The organism is Hydrogenophaga sp. (genome assembly GCF_011772445.1).
GTDB lineage: Bacteria > Pseudomonadota > Gammaproteobacteria > Burkholderiales > Burkholderiaceae_C > Hydrogenophaga.
This window is the reverse complement of record NZ_WVZN01000027.1, coordinates 1-15,253: the sequence shown is the minus strand read 5'-3', so window position 1 is coordinate 15,253 and position 15,253 is coordinate 1. Positions and strand designations below refer to the sequence as shown.

19 protein-coding genes are annotated in these 15,253 nt (G+C 70.4%); 10 read left to right on the top strand and 9 right to left on the bottom strand.

Translation table 11 applies throughout. The annotated features are described in order from the left end of the window. The 6 genes from GTO19_RS12735 to GTO19_RS12710 are packed head-to-tail and all read right to left on the bottom strand — an operon-like array spanning position 1 to position 5,829. Positions 1–720 carry an ABC transporter ATP-binding protein gene (locus tag GTO19_RS12735; RefSeq protein WP_291021266.1) on the bottom strand — a complete coding sequence of 240 codons (720 nt, stop codon included), beginning with the start codon at positions 718–720 and terminating at the stop codon, positions 1–3. After that, on the bottom strand, positions 704–1,483 hold the full coding sequence (locus GTO19_RS12730; RefSeq protein WP_291021265.1) for an ABC transporter ATP-binding protein: 780 nt from the start codon (positions 1,481–1,483) through the stop codon (positions 704–706). Before GTO19_RS12730 ends, GTO19_RS12735 begins: the two co-directional genes overlap by 17 nt. Then, the gene (locus GTO19_RS12725; RefSeq protein WP_291021264.1) at positions 1,470–2,486 is read right to left on the bottom strand and encodes a branched-chain amino acid ABC transporter permease; all 1,017 of its coding nucleotides are present in this window, start codon (positions 2,484–2,486) and stop codon (positions 1,470–1,472) included. The genes GTO19_RS12730 and GTO19_RS12725 overlap by 14 nt, the downstream gene beginning before the upstream one ends. Further along, complete coding sequence (locus GTO19_RS12720) at positions 2,483–3,352, bottom strand: branched-chain amino acid ABC transporter permease (protein ID WP_291021263.1); 870 nt, start codon at positions 3,350–3,352, stop codon at positions 2,483–2,485. Before GTO19_RS12720 ends, GTO19_RS12725 begins: the two co-directional genes overlap by 4 nt. Positions 3,353–3,374: 22 nt before the next feature. Then, a complete protein-coding gene (locus tag GTO19_RS12715; RefSeq protein WP_291021262.1) occupies positions 3,375–4,550 on the bottom strand; it encodes an ABC transporter substrate-binding protein in 1,176 nt (391 codons plus the stop codon). Between the two features lie 46 nt (positions 4,551–4,596). Next, positions 4,597–5,829 carry a Rieske 2Fe-2S domain-containing protein gene (locus GTO19_RS12710; protein ID WP_291021261.1) on the bottom strand — a complete coding sequence of 411 codons (1,233 nt, stop codon included), beginning with the start codon at positions 5,827–5,829 and terminating at the stop codon, positions 4,597–4,599. 129 nt (positions 5,830–5,958) lie between these two features. Here GTO19_RS12710 and GTO19_RS12705 point away from each other — a divergent pair, with 129 nt between their 5' ends. The 3 genes from GTO19_RS12705 (at position 5,959) to GTO19_RS12695 (ending at position 8,008) form a co-directional block, all read left to right on the top strand. Continuing rightward, positions 5,959–6,597, top strand: coding sequence for a MarR family transcriptional regulator (locus tag GTO19_RS12705; RefSeq protein ID WP_291021260.1), 639 nt, complete (start codon positions 5,959–5,961; stop codon positions 6,595–6,597). 69 nt (positions 6,598–6,666) lie between these two features. Then, positions 6,667–7,119 (top strand): Rrf2 family transcriptional regulator, encoded by a 453-nt coding sequence (locus tag GTO19_RS12700; protein ID WP_291021259.1) that lies wholly within the window; start codon positions 6,667–6,669, stop codon positions 7,117–7,119. Beyond that, the gene (locus tag GTO19_RS12695) at positions 7,109–8,008 is read left to right on the top strand and encodes an NAD(P)/FAD-dependent oxidoreductase (RefSeq protein ID WP_291021258.1); all 900 of its coding nucleotides are present in this window, start codon (positions 7,109–7,111) and stop codon (positions 8,006–8,008) included. Before GTO19_RS12700 ends, GTO19_RS12695 begins: the two co-directional genes overlap by 11 nt. A gap of 5 nt (positions 8,009–8,013) precedes the next feature. Here the strand turns inward: GTO19_RS12695 and GTO19_RS12690 are convergent, their stop codons facing one another. Continuing rightward, a complete protein-coding gene (locus GTO19_RS12690) occupies positions 8,014–8,934 on the bottom strand; it encodes a LysR family transcriptional regulator (RefSeq protein WP_291021257.1) in 921 nt (306 codons plus the stop codon). 114 nt (positions 8,935–9,048) lie between these two features. Between GTO19_RS12690 and GTO19_RS12685 the strand changes: the two genes are divergently transcribed. Continuing rightward, positions 9,049–9,810, top strand: a complete 762-nt coding sequence (locus GTO19_RS12685) for an SDR family oxidoreductase (protein ID WP_291021256.1) — start codon at positions 9,049–9,051, stop codon at positions 9,808–9,810. A 21-nt stretch (positions 9,811–9,831) separates the two neighbouring features. Here GTO19_RS12685 and GTO19_RS12680 read toward each other — a convergent pair whose 3' ends face one another. Further along, the gene (locus GTO19_RS12680; protein ID WP_291021255.1) at positions 9,832–10,281 is read right to left on the bottom strand and encodes an SRPBCC family protein; all 450 of its coding nucleotides are present in this window, start codon (positions 10,279–10,281) and stop codon (positions 9,832–9,834) included. Between the two features lie 237 nt (positions 10,282–10,518). Here GTO19_RS12680 and GTO19_RS12675 point away from each other — a divergent pair, with 237 nt between their 5' ends. From GTO19_RS12675 to GTO19_RS12650, 6 genes are all read left to right on the top strand, one after another. Next, positions 10,519–11,466 (top strand): ABC transporter substrate-binding protein, encoded by a 948-nt coding sequence (locus GTO19_RS12675; protein ID WP_291021254.1) that lies wholly within the window; start codon positions 10,519–10,521, stop codon positions 11,464–11,466. Next, positions 11,463–12,269 carry an ABC transporter ATP-binding protein gene (locus tag GTO19_RS12670; protein ID WP_291021253.1) on the top strand — a complete coding sequence of 269 codons (807 nt, stop codon included), beginning with the start codon at positions 11,463–11,465 and terminating at the stop codon, positions 12,267–12,269. The genes GTO19_RS12675 and GTO19_RS12670 overlap by 4 nt, the downstream gene beginning before the upstream one ends. Then, positions 12,262–13,047 (top strand): ABC transporter permease, encoded by a 786-nt coding sequence (locus GTO19_RS12665; RefSeq protein WP_291021252.1) that lies wholly within the window; start codon positions 12,262–12,264, stop codon positions 13,045–13,047. Before GTO19_RS12670 ends, GTO19_RS12665 begins: the two co-directional genes overlap by 8 nt. Further along, the gene (locus GTO19_RS12660) at positions 13,044–13,790 is read left to right on the top strand and encodes an ABC transporter permease (RefSeq protein WP_291021251.1); all 747 of its coding nucleotides are present in this window, start codon (positions 13,044–13,046) and stop codon (positions 13,788–13,790) included. Before GTO19_RS12665 ends, GTO19_RS12660 begins: the two co-directional genes overlap by 4 nt. A gap of 72 nt (positions 13,791–13,862) precedes the next feature. Then, complete coding sequence (locus tag GTO19_RS12655; protein ID WP_291021250.1) at positions 13,863–14,201, top strand: NIPSNAP family protein; 339 nt, start codon at positions 13,863–13,865, stop codon at positions 14,199–14,201. A 10-nt stretch (positions 14,202–14,211) separates the two neighbouring features. Next, positions 14,212–14,907, top strand: a complete 696-nt coding sequence (locus GTO19_RS12650; RefSeq protein ID WP_291021249.1) for a helix-turn-helix transcriptional regulator — start codon at positions 14,212–14,214, stop codon at positions 14,905–14,907. Between the two features lie 30 nt (positions 14,908–14,937). Here GTO19_RS12650 and GTO19_RS12645 read toward each other — a convergent pair whose 3' ends face one another. Next, a complete protein-coding gene (locus GTO19_RS12645) occupies positions 14,938–15,126 on the bottom strand; it encodes a hypothetical protein (protein ID WP_291021248.1) in 189 nt (62 codons plus the stop codon). Between the last annotated feature and the right edge of the window lie 127 nt (positions 15,127–15,253).

Genomic DNA, 15,253 nt, shown 5'->3' with positions numbered 1-15,253 from the left:
TCACACCTTCTCCAGCCCGATCGCGCGGTCCAGGATGGCACCATCGCGGCGCAGTTCCTCGACGGGCCCGTGGAAGACCGGCACACCGCGCTCGAGCACGATCACCTCGTCGGCGAAATCCAGCACCACGTCCACGTGCTGCTCCACCAGCAGGCAGCCCACGCCGGTGCTCGCCACCAGCGCCGAGATCGCATCCATCAGCTCGTCGCGCACCTTGGGCGCCAGGCCCTCCAGCGGCTCATCGAGCAGCAGCAGGCTGGGCCCGGCCATGAGCGCGCGCGCCACCGAGAGCATCTGCTGCTCGCCGCCCGAGAGCTGCGTGCCGCCGTTGCGGCGGCGCTCGCGCAGGCGCGGGAACAGACCGTAGACCCTGTCCAGCGCCGGACCGCGCGGGTGGCCCTGCAACGCGGCGATGAGGTTCTCCTCCACGCTGAGCGAGGGAAAGATCTCGCGCCCCTGCGGCACGTAACCCAGGCCGGCGCGGGCGCGCACGTGCGTGGGCCAGGCGCTGGCATCGCGCCCGTCCAGCAGCACACGCCCGCCCTGCAGTTGCGCGTGGCCCACGGCGCTGGCCAGGGTGGTGGTCTTGCCCGCGCCGTTGCGGCCGATGAGGCCCAGCTTGCGGCCCTGGCGCAGGGTGAAGTCGACGCCGTGCAGCACGCGCGCGCCGGCGTAGCCCGCGCTCACCCGCTCGAAGCGCAGTTCAGTGGCCGGCTGCATGGCCGCTCCTTCCAAAGTAGATCTCGCGCACGGCCTCGTTGACCGCGATCTCGGCCGGCGTGCCGCGCGCGAACACGGCGCCCTGCACCAGCACCACGATGTCGCGCGCGAAGCGGAACACCAGGTCCATGTCGTGCTCGATCAGCAGCACCGCCAGGTCGCCGGGCAGGCGCTCCACCGCTTCGAGGATGCGCCCGCTCTCGCTCTCGGGCACGCCGGCGGCGGGCTCGTCGAGCAAGAGAACGCGCGGTTTCATGGCCAGGGCCAGCGCGATCTCCACCAGGCGCTGCTCGCCCAGGGCCATCTGCCCGGTGATGCGCCGCGCCTGGCCCTGGATGCGCAGGCTGCCCAGGGCCTCGTCGACCTCGGCGTCCACCTGCGCGCGCTGGGCGCGCGACAACCACACGCGCCGCGCCAGGCCGTGGCGGTGCAGCACCGCGCAGCGCACGTTGTCGTGCACGCTGAGTTCCTTGAACACGCGGTTGATCTGGAAGGTGCGCACGATGCCCGAGCGCGCGCGCTGCGCAGGGTTCCACGCGCTCACGTCCTCGCCGTCCAGGCGCACGTTGCCGGCCGATGCGCGCAGCACGCCACCGAGCAGGTTCACCAGCGTGGTCTTGCCCGCGCCGTTGGGGCCGATGAGGGCGGTGCGCGCGCCCGCCGGCAGCGCGAGCGACACGTCGCGCGTGACCTGCAGGCCACCAAAGGCCTTGCACAGGCCCGTGGCCTCCAGCCGATGGGATGTCGCCTCAGTGATTGCCATGGCGGGCCTCCTTGTCGCGGCGCGCCAGCGCCACCAGCCGTTCCCAGGCATCGAGCAAACCACCCGGCAGCACCAGCATCACGCCCACCAGCAGCACGCCGATGACCAGCAGCCAGTGGTGCGGGTTCAGGCCCGAGGCGATGTGGTGGATCAGCATGTAGGCCACCGTGCCCAGCAAGGCCCCGGTCAGGCGGCGCGTGCCGCCCAGCACCACCATGATCAGCACGGCGGCTGACAGGTGGAAGTCCAGCGTGCTCAGGCTCGCGACCTTGGTGGTCTGTGCCGAGAGCGCACCCGCCGCGCCAGCCACCGCGCCACCCACCACGTACACCGTGAGCCGTTGCGCGTACACGCGCCCGCCCAGCGACTCGACTCGGCCGGCGTCCAGCCGCACGGCGCGCGTGGTGAGGCCGAAGGGTGAGTCCACCAGGGCTCGCAAGGCCGCGTGCACCAGCAGCAGCACCGCCAGCGCGTAGAAGAAGCCGGTGTGACCCATGAAATCGAACTCGAACACACCGAACAGCGGGTCGATGGAAAAGCCCGAGAGGCCGTCGTCGCCACCGGTGAGGTCACGCCGCCAGTTGACGAGTTCGAGCAGCAGTTGCGCGGTGGCGATGGTGAGCATCACCAGCGTGAGGCCGTGCGCGCGCAACAGCACCGCGCCGCTGAGCCCGGCCACCAGCGCACCGGCCAGCACCCCGCTGCCCAGTCCCAGCAAGGGCGACGGCGAGACGTGCAGCGCGAGCAGGCCCGCCGCGTAGGCACCCGCGCCGTACAGCGCGGCCTGACCCATGGACGCGATGCCGGCCTGGCCGAGCACCAGGTTGAGCGAGAGCGCCAGCATCGACATGATCACCATGTTGGTGAGCAGGCCCACGTCGTCGGTGAAGAGCCAGTAGGCGCCCAGAGCGACGAGGCCGATGAAAGCCTCGGGCAGCAGCGGCACGCGCCAGCGGCGCGCGGCCGGCGCGGCGGGCGCGAGGGAAGAAGCGAGTGTGTTCATGCGCGGCGTCCGAACAGGCCCTGCGGTCGCAGCAGGAGCACGAGGAACATGGTGAGGAAGAAGGCCACGGACGAGAGCTGGGGCACCAGGTACTTCATGGTGGTCTCCACGCCGCCCAGCAGCAGGGCCGCGACGAAGGAGCCCGCCAGCGTGCCCTGCCCGCCCACGGCCACCACCGCCAGGAAGGTCACCAGGTACTTGCCCGCGTAGGAGGCTTCCATGGGCAGCAGCTCGGCGCCGACGATGCCGCCGAGCGCGGCGAGCGCCGCGCCGGCCGCGAAGGCGACGGCGTAGAGGCGCGCGGTGTCGATGCCCACGGCCTGCGCGGTGGGCGCGTTGTCCACCGCCGCGCGCACACGGATGCCGAAGTCCGAGCGCTCCACCGCGAACCACAGCAGCACCAGCACCGCCATGCCCAGCAGCATCACGAACAGGCGGTGCTTCTGCACCAGCCGGTAGCCGATGTCGATGGAGCCTTGCAGGGCCTCGGGCAGCGCGACGCTCTTGATGGAGGAGCCGAACACGATGTTGGCCAGCGCCATGCAGATGAACATGATGCCGATGGTCACCAGCATCTGGTCGAGTTCGCTGCGGCGGTAGAAGCGGCGCAGCAGCCAGCGCTCGATGGGCAGTGCCGCGAGCGCCACCAGGGCGATGGCCAGGACCATGCCCAGCCACACCGGCAGGCCGAGCGCGCCCGGCAGCGCGGCGGCCAGGAAGCCGCCGGCCATGGCGAAGGCGCCGTGCGCGAGGTTGACCACGCGCATCAGGCCCATGGTCATCGAGAGGCCGATCGTGATCATGAACAGGACCATGGCGTAGGCCACCCCGTCCATCAGGATGCTCCCGGCGAGTTCGAGGGACATCGGGGTCTCCGTGCTCGCGCGCTCACTTGGCCTGAAGCGCGGCCGAACGGCCGTGGTCGGGCTGCATCTCGTAGGTCTTGATCTCGCGGTTGCGCAGGCGGCCCGAGGCGTCCTTGTCGACCACGCGCACGTAGACGTTCTGCACCAGCTCGCGCGATTGCGCGTCGATCTTCACCGGGCCGCGCGGGCTTTCCCACTGCCAGCCCTTGGCCGCCGCGAGCGCCTTGGCCGGGTCCCGCTGGCCCTTGGTGGCCTCGACCATGCGGTAGATGACCGCCATGCCGTCGTAGGCACCCACCGACACGGCGTTGAGCACCACCTGCGGCGAGAGCTCGGCCGCCGTCTTGAGGAAGGCCTGGTTCATGGCCGACTCGTGCGCCGGCGAGTAGTGCAGCGCGGTCTCCAGGCCCAGCGCGGCGTCGCCGATGGCGGGCAGGTCGAGCTCGCTCGTCTCGCCGGTGCCGATGAAGCGCACGCCCGCCTGCTTGAGGCCGGCCTCCGAATAGGCCTTGATGATGGCATAGGTGGGCGGTCCGCCGGGGCCGAAGACGAAGACCGCGTCGGGCTTGATGGTCTTGATCTTCTGCATGAAGGGGCCGAAGTCGGAGGTCTTGAGCGGTGCGCGGATCTGCTCCAGCACCTGGCCACCGCCAGCGGTGAAGGTCTTCACGAAGGCGTTCTCGGAGTCCAGGCCCGGCCCGTAGTCGCTCACCAGCGTGACAACCGTGCGCAGCTTCTGCTCCAGCGCGTAGCGCGCCGCCGGCACCGAGACCTGCGGCAGCGTGTACGAGGTGCGCAGCAGGTGGTCGGATTTGTCGAGGATGGACGAGGTGGCCGCGTTGAAGATCACCGTGGGCACCTTGGCTTCCTGCGCGATGGCGCCGACCGCGAGCGCGTCGGGCGTGAAGTACAGGCCGCCGAGGTACTGCACCTTCTCCTTCACGATCAGTTCCTGCGCGAGCGCGCGGGCCTGGGCGGGGTTGATGTCCGCCAGGTCCTTCCACACCACCTCGACGGTGGCGTCACCCACCTTGGTCCCGTGGATCTTCTGGTAGGCCTTGACGGTGGCCTCCCACATCTTGCCGTTCGACGAGAACGGGCCGGACAGCGGCGCAATGATGCCGACCTTGACGGTCTGGGCCAGCGCGGACGCGCCGCAGGCGAGCGCGAGCACGCCCGCGAGGATGAGGCGTTTCATGGGGATGTCTCCTTGTCGTGGGGTGGGAACGGCCGGTCGGTGCCGATCAGGCCGTGGCGGTTTCGGTCGTGTCCGAGGTCGAATAGAAGTTGCCCGAGCGGATGCGGACCAGGGCGTCGGCCTCGTTGAAGTGCACGCCCGCGGGATCTCCCCCCTGTTGAACGATGGCGATCTGCTGCTTCATCTGGCGGCGCAGCAGCGCGATGCCGCGGTCGCTGGTGGCCAGGTGCTCCTCGCCATGCAGCGTGACGCGCCCCTGGCCGTACTGGGCCTCGAAGTCGCCGGGGAAGTCCTGCTTCTCCTGCTCGCTGAGCTCCGTCCAGGATTTGCCGTTGTGCATCTTGAAGGGCGCGAAGTTGCCCGGCGTCTTGGTGCGCGCGGCGAAGAAGCCGCGGAAGTGCTGGTCGTCCACCGCCACGTGCCAGCCGATCCAGCGGCCCTGGCCGGGCGAGAGGTCGATCATGGGAATGGCCGAGATGTTGGGGAACAGCGCGGAGTTGATGCGCTCGAGCTTCCTGCCGTCCTCCAGATCGCGCCAGGCGTGGTAGATCACGCCGCCGTCCACGGCCTCGAAGTCCACGCGCGGCAGGATCTTGAAGTTCTCGGCGAACTGGATGCCGCTGAACGTGGAATGCAGGATGTACACGTGGTACGGGTCCATGATGTTTTCCCAGTTCTGCAGCCAGTGGTAAGGCACGTTCGGGTCTTGCACATGGTCGGCGTAGCCGGCGAAGCCACCGCCCTGGACCTCGATGAACTCCCCCTCTTCCAGGTCTTCGAGGATGTCGTAGCGCGGCAGCACGGGCTTCTTCTCGGGCGGGCCCATGTAGGCGAACACCAGGCCGTAGCGCTCTTCCACCGGGTACCAGGGCTGGCGCGCGGCCTCGCGGCGCAGGCCGCCCTCGGGCTCGCAGGGCTGGTTCAGGCAGGTGCCGTCCACCGCGAACAGCCAGCCGTGGTAACAGCAGCGGATGCCCGCCTCTTCCACGTGGCCGTAGTAGAGCGAGGTGCCGCGGTGCATGCAGCGCGGGTACAGCAGGCCGGCGCGGCCGGCCTTGTCGCGGAACAGCACCAGGTCCTCGCCCAGGATGCGCACCATCTGCGGGCGATCGGTCACGTCGGCCGACAGCGCCACGGGCTGCCAGTAGCGGCGCAGGTACTCGCCGGTGGGCGTGCCCTTCGCCACAGCGCTGAGCTGCGGGTCGGGGTGGCCGGGCACGTGGTGGTAGGCGCTGCCGGCGTGCTGGGCCGCGTCGACGATGGGAATGGTCTTGCTCATGGGGTGGTCCTGTGCGTGTCGGTGGGAGGGGTCGCTTTCTGGATTGGAATAATATTAAGTATCTTGAAAATCAAGATAAGTGAAAACCCCGATACTCGAGCCTCAAAGCACCAGAGCCCTTGTCCGACGATGAGCAAGAACCCGCCCAAAACCCGAACCCGCGCAAAGACCATTCGCGCGCGCGCCGACGCCCCCGCGCAAATGCTGCTGGACAAGTACGCCGACGCCCTGCCCGTGCCGCAGGAAGCGCCGGACCTCAATACGGTGTGGGGCAATGCGGATGTGCTGGTCGGCCAGTGGCGCCGCGAGCTGGGCGACGAGGGTTCCGAGGGCGTGCTGATGGGCATCCGCATCCGGCGCATCGGCATGCTGCTGGACGAACTGACCATGGCGCACAGCGAAGCCGAGGGCGTGAAGCACACCGACTTCCTGCTGCTGATGGCCCTGCGCCGCCTGGGCGACCCGTGCGCCATGCGGCCCACCGACATCCTGAAGATGCACAGCGTGACCTCGGGCACCGCCACCTACCGCATCGACCAGCTCGCCAAGCAGGACCTGGCGGAGCGCCTGCCCGACCCGCGTGACCGGCGCGGCTACCTGGTGCGGCTCACGCCGCGCGGCAAGGCCATCGTGGACAGGGTGATGGCGCGCATGCAGGCCGACTTCAACGAGCGCCTGGCGCCCTTCGCCCAGGTGGCGGGCGGGTACGACGCGCTGGAAGCGGCGCTGCGGCTGTTCGAGGCCTGCATAGAACCGCGCGGCGACTGAGTCGCCACGCCCTCCCCGAAAACCCCGCCTGGAGCGGGGTTTCGCATTTCATGTACTCTTCAAAGTTACATGAAAGACAGCAAGCTCTCCTCTGTCCTGCACGTGCTGCTGCACATGGCGCACAGCGGACGCCCCATGACCTCCGATGAACTGGCGCGCATGCTCGGCACCAACCCCGTGGTGGTGCGCAAGACGCTCGCGGGCCTGCGCGACGCGGGCTTCGTCGTGGCCGGCAAGGGCCACGGTGGCGGCTGGGCCATCGCCGTCGACCTGCGCCGCGTGACGCTGCGCGATGTGTACGAGGCCGTGGGCGCGCCCACGGTGTTCGCCATGGGCCACCGCAGCGAGAACCCGGCCTGCCTGGTGGAGCAGGCGGTGAACGCCGCGCTGGACGACACCCTCGCCGCCGCGCGCGCGCTGATCGACCAGCGCCTCGCGGCTATCACCCTGGCCGACCTCGCGGCCGACTTCGACCGGCGCTTTCGCGCCCACCCCCACCGGGAGCACTTCCATGAACACTGAAGCCTTCGACGCCGCCATCGTGGGCGGCAGCTACGCCGGCGTGTCCGCCGGGCTGCAACTGGCGCGCGCGCGCCGCCGCCTGCTGGTCATCGACGCCGGCCAGCGCCGCAACCGCTTCGCGGCGCATTCGCATGGCTTCCTGGGGCAGGACGGCCGCCCGCCGCAGGACATCGCCGCCGAGGCGCAGGCGCAGTTGCGCGCCTACCCCACGGTGCGCTGGGTCGACGCCAGCGTGACGAACGCGGCGCGCACCGGCAAGGGTTTCGAGCTGCGCACCAGCAGCGGCGACACACTGAGCGCGGCGCGCCTGGTGCTGGCCACCGGTGTGGAGGACCAGCTGCCGCCGATCGACGGCCTGGCCGAGCGCTGGGGCCGCGCCGTCTTCCACTGCCCCTACTGCCACGGCTACGAGCTGCAGCAGGGACGCATCGGCGTGCTCGCGCGCAGCGAGCTCGCCATGCACCACGCCCTGATGCTGCCCGACTGGGGCCAGGTGACGCTGTTCCTGGACGAGGCCTTCACGCCCAGCGAGGAGCAAGGGCGCGAACTGAACGCACGAGGCGTGGCCATCGAGCGCACGCCCGTGCGCCGCCTCGTGGAGCACGCCACGGTGGAGCTGGACGACGGCCGCCGCCTGCCCATGGACGGCCTGTTCACGATGAGCTGGACGCGTCCGGCCACGCCGATCGCCGCGCAACTGGGCTGCGCGATGGAACAAAGCCCCATGGGCGAGTTCGTGCGCACCGACGCCATGAAGGCCACCACCGTGCCCGGCGTGTTCGCCTGCGGCGACCTGGCGCGCGCGGCCGGCAATGTAGCCCTGGCGGTGGGCGACGGCGCCATGGCGGGCGCGGCCACGCACCGCTCGCTGCTGTTCCCCCAGGGCTGACGCCCTCAGCGCCCGCGCGCCAGCGGCACCGTCATCGGCCGCACCACCTCGGCCAGCCATTGCATGAACACCTGCGCGCGCCGCGGCAGGTGGCGCCGGTGCGCGTACAGCAGGTTCACCGGCATGGGCGCGGCCTTGTGGCGCGGCAGCAGTTCCACCAGCTCGCCCGCGCGCAGCCGCTCGGCCACACCCCAGCGCGGCACCTGAACGATGCCCAAGCCCGCGAGACAGGCGCCCATGTAGGCCTCGGAGTTGTCCACGGTGAGCGCGCCGGCCATGGGCAGGAACTGCGTGTGGCCGGCATCGTCGACGTATTCGAAACCCGGCGAGCGCGCGCCCAGCGTGGTGACGTAGTGCACCAGCCGGTGCCCGGCGAGCTGCTCCAGCCGCGTGGGCTTGCCGTGGGCGCGCACGTAGGCGGGGCTGGCGACGTTCACGAGTTCGCAGCCGCCGATGGGCCGCGCCACCAGGCTGGAATCGCCCAGCGGTCCGATGCGCAGCACGCAGTCGAAGCCCTCGCGCACCAGGTCGACGCGGCGGTCGGTGCTGCTCAGCTCGAGGTCGAGTTGCGGGTGCGCGGCCAGGAAGTCCGGCAGGCGCGGCAGCACCAGGTGGCGCGCCACGCCGATCGGCATGTCCACTCGCAGCCGTCCCCTGAGCACGGCGCCCTCGGGCTGGAACAGGGTGCGCAGGTCCTCCACGTCGTCCAGCAGGTCGCGGCAGCGCTCGTGGAAGACCTGGCCGTCCTGCGTGACGCTCACGCGGCGAGTGGTGCGTTGCAGCAGCCGCGTGCCCACCATGGCCTCCAGTTGCTGCACGGCGCCCGACACGCTGGCCTTGGGCAGGCCCAGGCTGTTGGCCGCCTGCGTGAAGCTGCCCAGCTCGGCCACGCGGGCGAAGACGTGCATGGCGTCCAGGGTGTTCATTGGGGGTTTCCTTTGTTCGGAAATGACGAACAGATTGACTGGATTCTGGTGATTTATCTGCTGATTGTCGATCAATAGGCTGCCTTCACCCTCCACTTCTGCTCAGGAACCTCCATGAACACGAACCCCATTGCCCTGGTCACGGGCGCCAGCCGCGGCCTGGGCCGCAACACCGCCCTCAAGCTCGCCGCGCGCGGCGTGGACGTGCTCCTCACCTACCGCAGCCGCGCGGACGAAGCGCAAGCGGTGGTGGCGGAGGTCCATCGCCTGGGCGCGCGCGCCGTGGCCTTGCCGCTGGACGTGGGCGACAGCCGCACCTTCCCCGCCTTCGCGCAGGCCGTGCAGGAACACCTGCGCGCCACGTGGCAGCGCGAGCGTTTCGATTACCTGGTGAACAACGCCGGCATCGGTGTCCACGTGCCCTTCGCCGAGACCACCGAGGCGCAGTTCGACGAGCTGATGAACGTCCACCTCAAGGGCACGTTCTTCCTCACGCAGACGCTGCTGCCGCTGATCGCCGATGGCGGGCGCATCGTGAACATCTCCACCGGGCTGGCGCGCTTCGCGCTGCCGGGCTACGCGGCCTACGCGGCCATGAAGGGCGGCGTCGAGGTGCTGACGCGCTACCTGGCCAAGGAACTGGGGCCGCGCGGCATCGCGGTGAACGTGGTGGCGCCGGGCGCGATCGAGACCGACTTCGGCGGCGGCACGGTGCGCGACAACCAGGCCGTGAACGACTTCATTGCCGCGCAGACGGCGCTGGGCCGCGTGGGCCAGCCCGACGACATCGGCGATGCCATCTCCACGCTGCTGCTGCCGCAGAACCGCTGGATCAACGCGCAGCGCATCGAGGTGTCGGGCGGCATGTTCCTGTGAACCGCCGCCCGCGCCCGGGCCTCACTCGCTGGGGATCTCGGGCTCGACCAGCTTGGCCAACTGCTCGAGCGATTCCTGCCAGCCCAGGTAGCACATCTCGGTGGGGATCGCCTCGGGCAGGCCCTCCTGGACGACGTTCAGTTCGGTGCCGCAGAGCGCTGCCTTGAACGTGACCGTGACGGTGATGGTGCCGGGCAGGTTCGGGTCATCGAAGGTGTCGGTGTAGCGCAGGCGCTCACCGGGCACGAACTCCAGGTACTCGCCGCCGAAGCCGTGCGACTGGCCGGTGCCGAAGTTGGTGAAAGACATGCGGTGCTTGCCGCCCAGGCGCGCCTCCATCTGCTGCACTTCGGCCGTGAAGCCGTAGGGCGGCAGCCAGCGGCACATGGCGGCGGGCTCGGTGAAGGCGCGGAAGACGCGCTGCGGCGGGGCCTTGAGGACACGGTGAAGGCGGACGGTTCCGGTGGGCATGGATGACTCCTTTCAGTGAAGACGTGATGAATTCTTGAGATCACACCGCCCTCCCGGGCGGAGGACAGTGCGGTCGCCGGCTTGGCTCGCCCAGCTACTGACTCGACGGCCCAGGGGACGGGAAATCGACAACCGCTTGTCGGCGAAAAGGATCAGAATGCCACGCCTTGCGGCGCATCTTCCGACAAGCGCCGTGGCCGGCGTGACCGTTGTCGGACCCCTCAGGAGCCTTCGACCATGCCCCTCTCACGACGCACAGTGCTTCATGGTGCTGGTGCCGCAGCGGCCTGCGTGGGCCTGCCGCGCGCCGCCCTGTCGGCCGCCCCCATCGTCTTCGGCTACACCGGCGTCACCGACTTCGCCTCGGTCTTTGTCGCCGCCAGCGAGGGCTTCTTTCGAAAGCGCAAGCTCGAGGTCGAGCTGCGGCTGATTCCCCTGAACCCCACGATTCCGGCCGCACTGCAATCGGGTTCACTGCACATCGGCGGGCCCACCGCCTCGGTCTTCCTGCAGGCCGTGAACGGCGGCCTGGACCTGGTGGTGGTCTCGGGCGGCGCCGTCACCGCCAAGGAGATCACCCACGCCGGGCTGGTGGCCGGCGCCGGCTCGGGCATACGCACGGCCGCGGACTGTGTGGGCAAGAAGATCGGCGTGCCGGGTCTGGACGCCTTCCTGCACATCACGTTCCGGGCCTGGCTCAAGCAGCAGGGCGTGGACCACCGGCAGGTCCGGTTCGTCGAGGCGGCCTTCCCCTTGCACGCCGATCTGCTGCGCGGCGGCTCCATCGACGCGGTGCTGACCGGCGAGCCCATGATGGCCCGCATCATCAACGCCAACATCGGCCAGGTCGTGTCCTACTACCTCACCTTCCTGCCCGACAACCGGCCCACCGTTCTGCACGCCGCGCACCGCGACTGGGTGCGACAGAACCCCGAGGCGGTGCGCGCCTTTCGCGAAGCGGTGCAAGAGGGCGTCCGCTTCGTTCGGCAGCCACAGAACGACGCCCGTGTTCGCGCGGCTCTGGCGCAGTACCTCAAACTGCCCCTGGAGGTGCTGAACAACATCCCCATCGTTCGGCCGAATGCGAGCATCGACAAGGAACAGTTGGCCTATTGGGTCGACATGATGCGGGAGCAGAAGATGCTGAATGCTGTGCCCGACCTCGACCGCCTCATCGTCCGGTGAGCGCCCACGGCCCCGTCGCGGGTCCACCGACCCAGGCCTTTCTCCGGTTCGACCGCGTGGCGATCCGCCTCGGCGGCAAGGATGTCGTCTCGCTCGCCCGACTGGACGTCGCGCGCGGCGAGTTCGTCTGCATCGTCGGCCCCAGCGGCTGCGGCAAGACCACGCTGCTGCGCGCGGCCGCCGGGCTGCTGCGCCCCGACGAAGGCGAGGTGCACCGCAACGGCCGCCTGATCACCGAGCCCTCCCGCGAAACGGCGATGGTGTTCCAGGACTACGGCCGCGCGCTGCTGCCGTGGCGCACCGTCGACGGCAACGTGGCGCTGGCGCTGGAAGCCGCCGGTACGCCGCGTGGCGAGTGGCCCGGCCGCATCGCCGACGCGTTGCGCAAGGTGGGCCTGCAGGCGCATGGCCAGCACTTCCCAGCGCAGTTGTCGGGCGGCATGCAGCAGCGCGCGCAGATCGCGCGCTGCCTGGCGCAGCGGCCCACGCTCATGCTGATGGACGAGCCCTTCGGCGCCCTGGACGCGATCACGCGGCAGGGCCTGCAGGACGAACTGGCCCGCCTGGCGCGCGAGCAAGGCCTCACCGTCCTGTTCGTGACGCACGACCTGGAGGAAGCGATCTACCTCGGCGACCGGGTGATCGCGATGCGGACCCACCCCGGCCCGGACCGCCCCAGCCTGGCGCACGCCATCGAAGTGCCGATCGATCGGCCCCGCCACCAGTTGGCCACCCGCGAGGACCCGACCTTCCTGCGGCTGCGCCGCGAGCTGTTCGACCACATCGAGCGAGGCCATGCCTGAAGCGGGCGGTTCCCGGGGGCGGCTGTGGCGCACGCTGCGCGCCACGGCCTTTCCCTTGCTGCTGCTGGGCCTGTTCGAAGCCGCCGCCCGGCGCGCGCAGGCGCTGGGCAGCGAGGTGCTGGCGCCACCCAGCGCCGCGCTGAGCGCGCTGGCGCAGGCGGCGCTGGACGGCTCGCTCTGGCCCGCCACCGGCTTCACCCTGGGCGCCGCCGCGCTGGGCCTGTCGCTCGGCGCGGGGCTGGGCACGCTGGCCGGCCTGTCGCTCGGTCTGTCGGCGCGCGCCTCGCGCGCCACGTTCCTCAGCATCGAGCTGCTGCGGCCGCTGCCGTCCGTGGCGCTGTTGCCGCTGGCCATGCTGCTGTTCGGCTTCGGTACCGGCCTGGAATCCAGCCTGGTGGCCGTCGGCACCTTCTGGCCCCAGCTGCTGCTGATCCAGGCGGCCGTGCGGCGGGTGGACCCCCAACTGCTCGAACTCGGCCGGCTGCTGGGGCTGTCCACGGCGCAGCGCATCCGAAAGATCGTGCTGCCCGCCATCGCGCCGCGCGTGTTCACGGCCCTGCGCCTGGGCATGGGGTTCGCGCTGGTGATCGCCGTCACGGTCGAACTCGCTGGCAACCCGCACGGCATGGGCCACGCCATGCTGCTGGCGCAGCAAAGCCTGGCGCCGGCCATGATGATCGGCTGGCTGGCCTGGATCGGCGTGATCGGTGTGTTGCTCAACGCCACCATGCTGCGCCTGCAGCGCGCGATCGACCGGCGCATGGGAGTCGTCGCGTGAAGAGCGCCTGGCCGGCCTCCCTGGCCCTGCTCGTCGCGCTCATCGCGCTGTGGTGGGCCGCCAGCCTCACGGGGTGGTTCAGCCCCGCCTTTCTGCCCACGCCACCAGCCACGGCGGCCAGCCTGGCCGAGGGACTGCGCGGCGAGCTGCTGCAGGCCAGCCTGGCCACCATCGGGCGCATGCTGCAGGGCTGGTTGCTGGCCGCCGTGGCGGGCATCACGCTGGGGGCCACCATCGCCAGCTCGGCCACGCTGCGCCCCTGGGTGCAACCCACGCTGGAGTTTCTGCGCCCGCTGCCGGCGTCGGCCGTCATGCCGCTGGCCATCGCCCTCTACGGCCTGTCGCCGGCCATGGTGCTGTCCGTCGTCGCCTTCGGCTCGCTCTGGCCCACGCTGCTGGCCACGGTGCACGGCGTTGCTGCCGTCGAGCCGCGCCTCCTCGACGTGGCGCGCTGCCTGCGCCTGTCGCGCGCGGCCTTCCTGTGGAAGATGGGCCTACCAAACGCGGTGCCGGACATCCTGGCCGGCCTGCGGCTGTCGCTCACCGTGGCGCTCATCGTGAGCACCCTCGGCGAGATGCTGGCCTCGCAGGACGGCCTGGGCCTGGCCATCCTGATCGCCTCGCGCGCCTACCGCGCCAGCGAACTCTTCGCCTGCCTGGTGCTGCTGAGCCTGATCGGGCTCACGGGCCACGCGCTGCTGGCCTTGGCCGGGCGCTGGCTGCTGCGCGGCCAGCGGCACTGAACGTTTCGACGCACACCGAAGCATCGAGCACCCGATCGGCGCCACAGTGGCCCTGTCAACACAGGAGAACCCGTGAACACCGTCTGCTTCATCCGCTACCAGCTCGACCCCTTCCAGATCCCCGCCTTCGCCGAGTACGCGGCCCACTGGGGCGAGATCATTCCGCGCTGCGGGGGCCACCTCATCGGCTACTTCGTGCCGAGCGAGGGCACCAACGACATCGCCTGGGGCCTGATCGGCTTCGACGACCTTGCCGCCTACGAACGCTACCGCGCCCGCCTGCGCGCCGACGAGGCCGGTCGCGCCAACTTCGAGCGCGCGCGCACGCAGCGCTTCATCCTGCGCGAGGAGCGCACCTGGCTGGCCAGCGTGCCGGGCACCTTCGCGCGGGAGCGGCACGCGGTGCCATGATGGACGTCCCATGCACGCCCCGTTCGAACCCACCGTCGCCGCCGTGGCCAGTCTGCTGGCCGACCCGTCGCGCTCGCGCATGCTCCTTCACCTGCTGGGCGGGCGCAAGGCCAGCGCCTCCGACCTGGCGGCCGTCGCGGACGTGTCGGCCGCCACCGCGAGCGGGCACCTGGGCAAGCTGCTCGACGGCCGGCTGATCCGCGTGGAGCCGCGCGGTCGGCACCGCTACTACGCGCTGGCTGACGAGTCGGTGGGGCGCCTGCTGGAATCGCTGGCCACCGTGTCGGAGCGCGACGCCACCAGCCCCGCCTGGCGGCACCCGGCGCGCGCGCGCTTGAAGTTCGCTCGCTGCTGCTACCGGCACCTGGCGGGCGAACTGGGCGTGGCGCTGTTCTCGGGCCTGGTGCGCCAGGGCGCCTTCGACGCCGTGCCCGAGGGTCTGGCGCTCACGCCCGCCGGGCACGGCGCGTTGCGGGCATTCGGTTTCACGGCGCCTGCCCCCTCGGGCCGCCGGCGCCGCTACGCCTATGCCTGCCACGACTGGTCCGAGGGCGTGGACCACCTGGCAGGCGAACTGGCCGAGCAGGTGCTGGGGCACTTCATCGAGCAGGACTGGCTGCGCCGGGGCGACGGACGCGCGCTCGCGCTCACGCCACGCGGGCAGACGCAGTTGCTGCCCCGGCTGCGGGACATCGCAGCGGACTGACGCCGCGCTCAGCCCAGGCCCGGCGCGCCCTTAGCCGGCGAGGTTCTTGAAGACGTAGCGGGCCAGCTCGGACCAGAAGGCCGCGCCGGAATGCTGCTGCCACAGCACGGAAACGTCGGCGAAGGCCTTGTGGAAGACCATGGCCATCAGCCCCATGAGGCCCAGGATGGCGACCACCTGGAGCACGGTCTTGAACAGGGCATCGGGGTCGCGGCGCATGCGGCGCAGCTTAGCGGACCCGGATTGTTTCCCGATCGGCAACTTTCCATTGCTGCGGCGGTTATTTATTCCCCTGGCCGCAATCTTTACAGTTCACCCCATGCCGAACACAAAGCGGCATACAGAG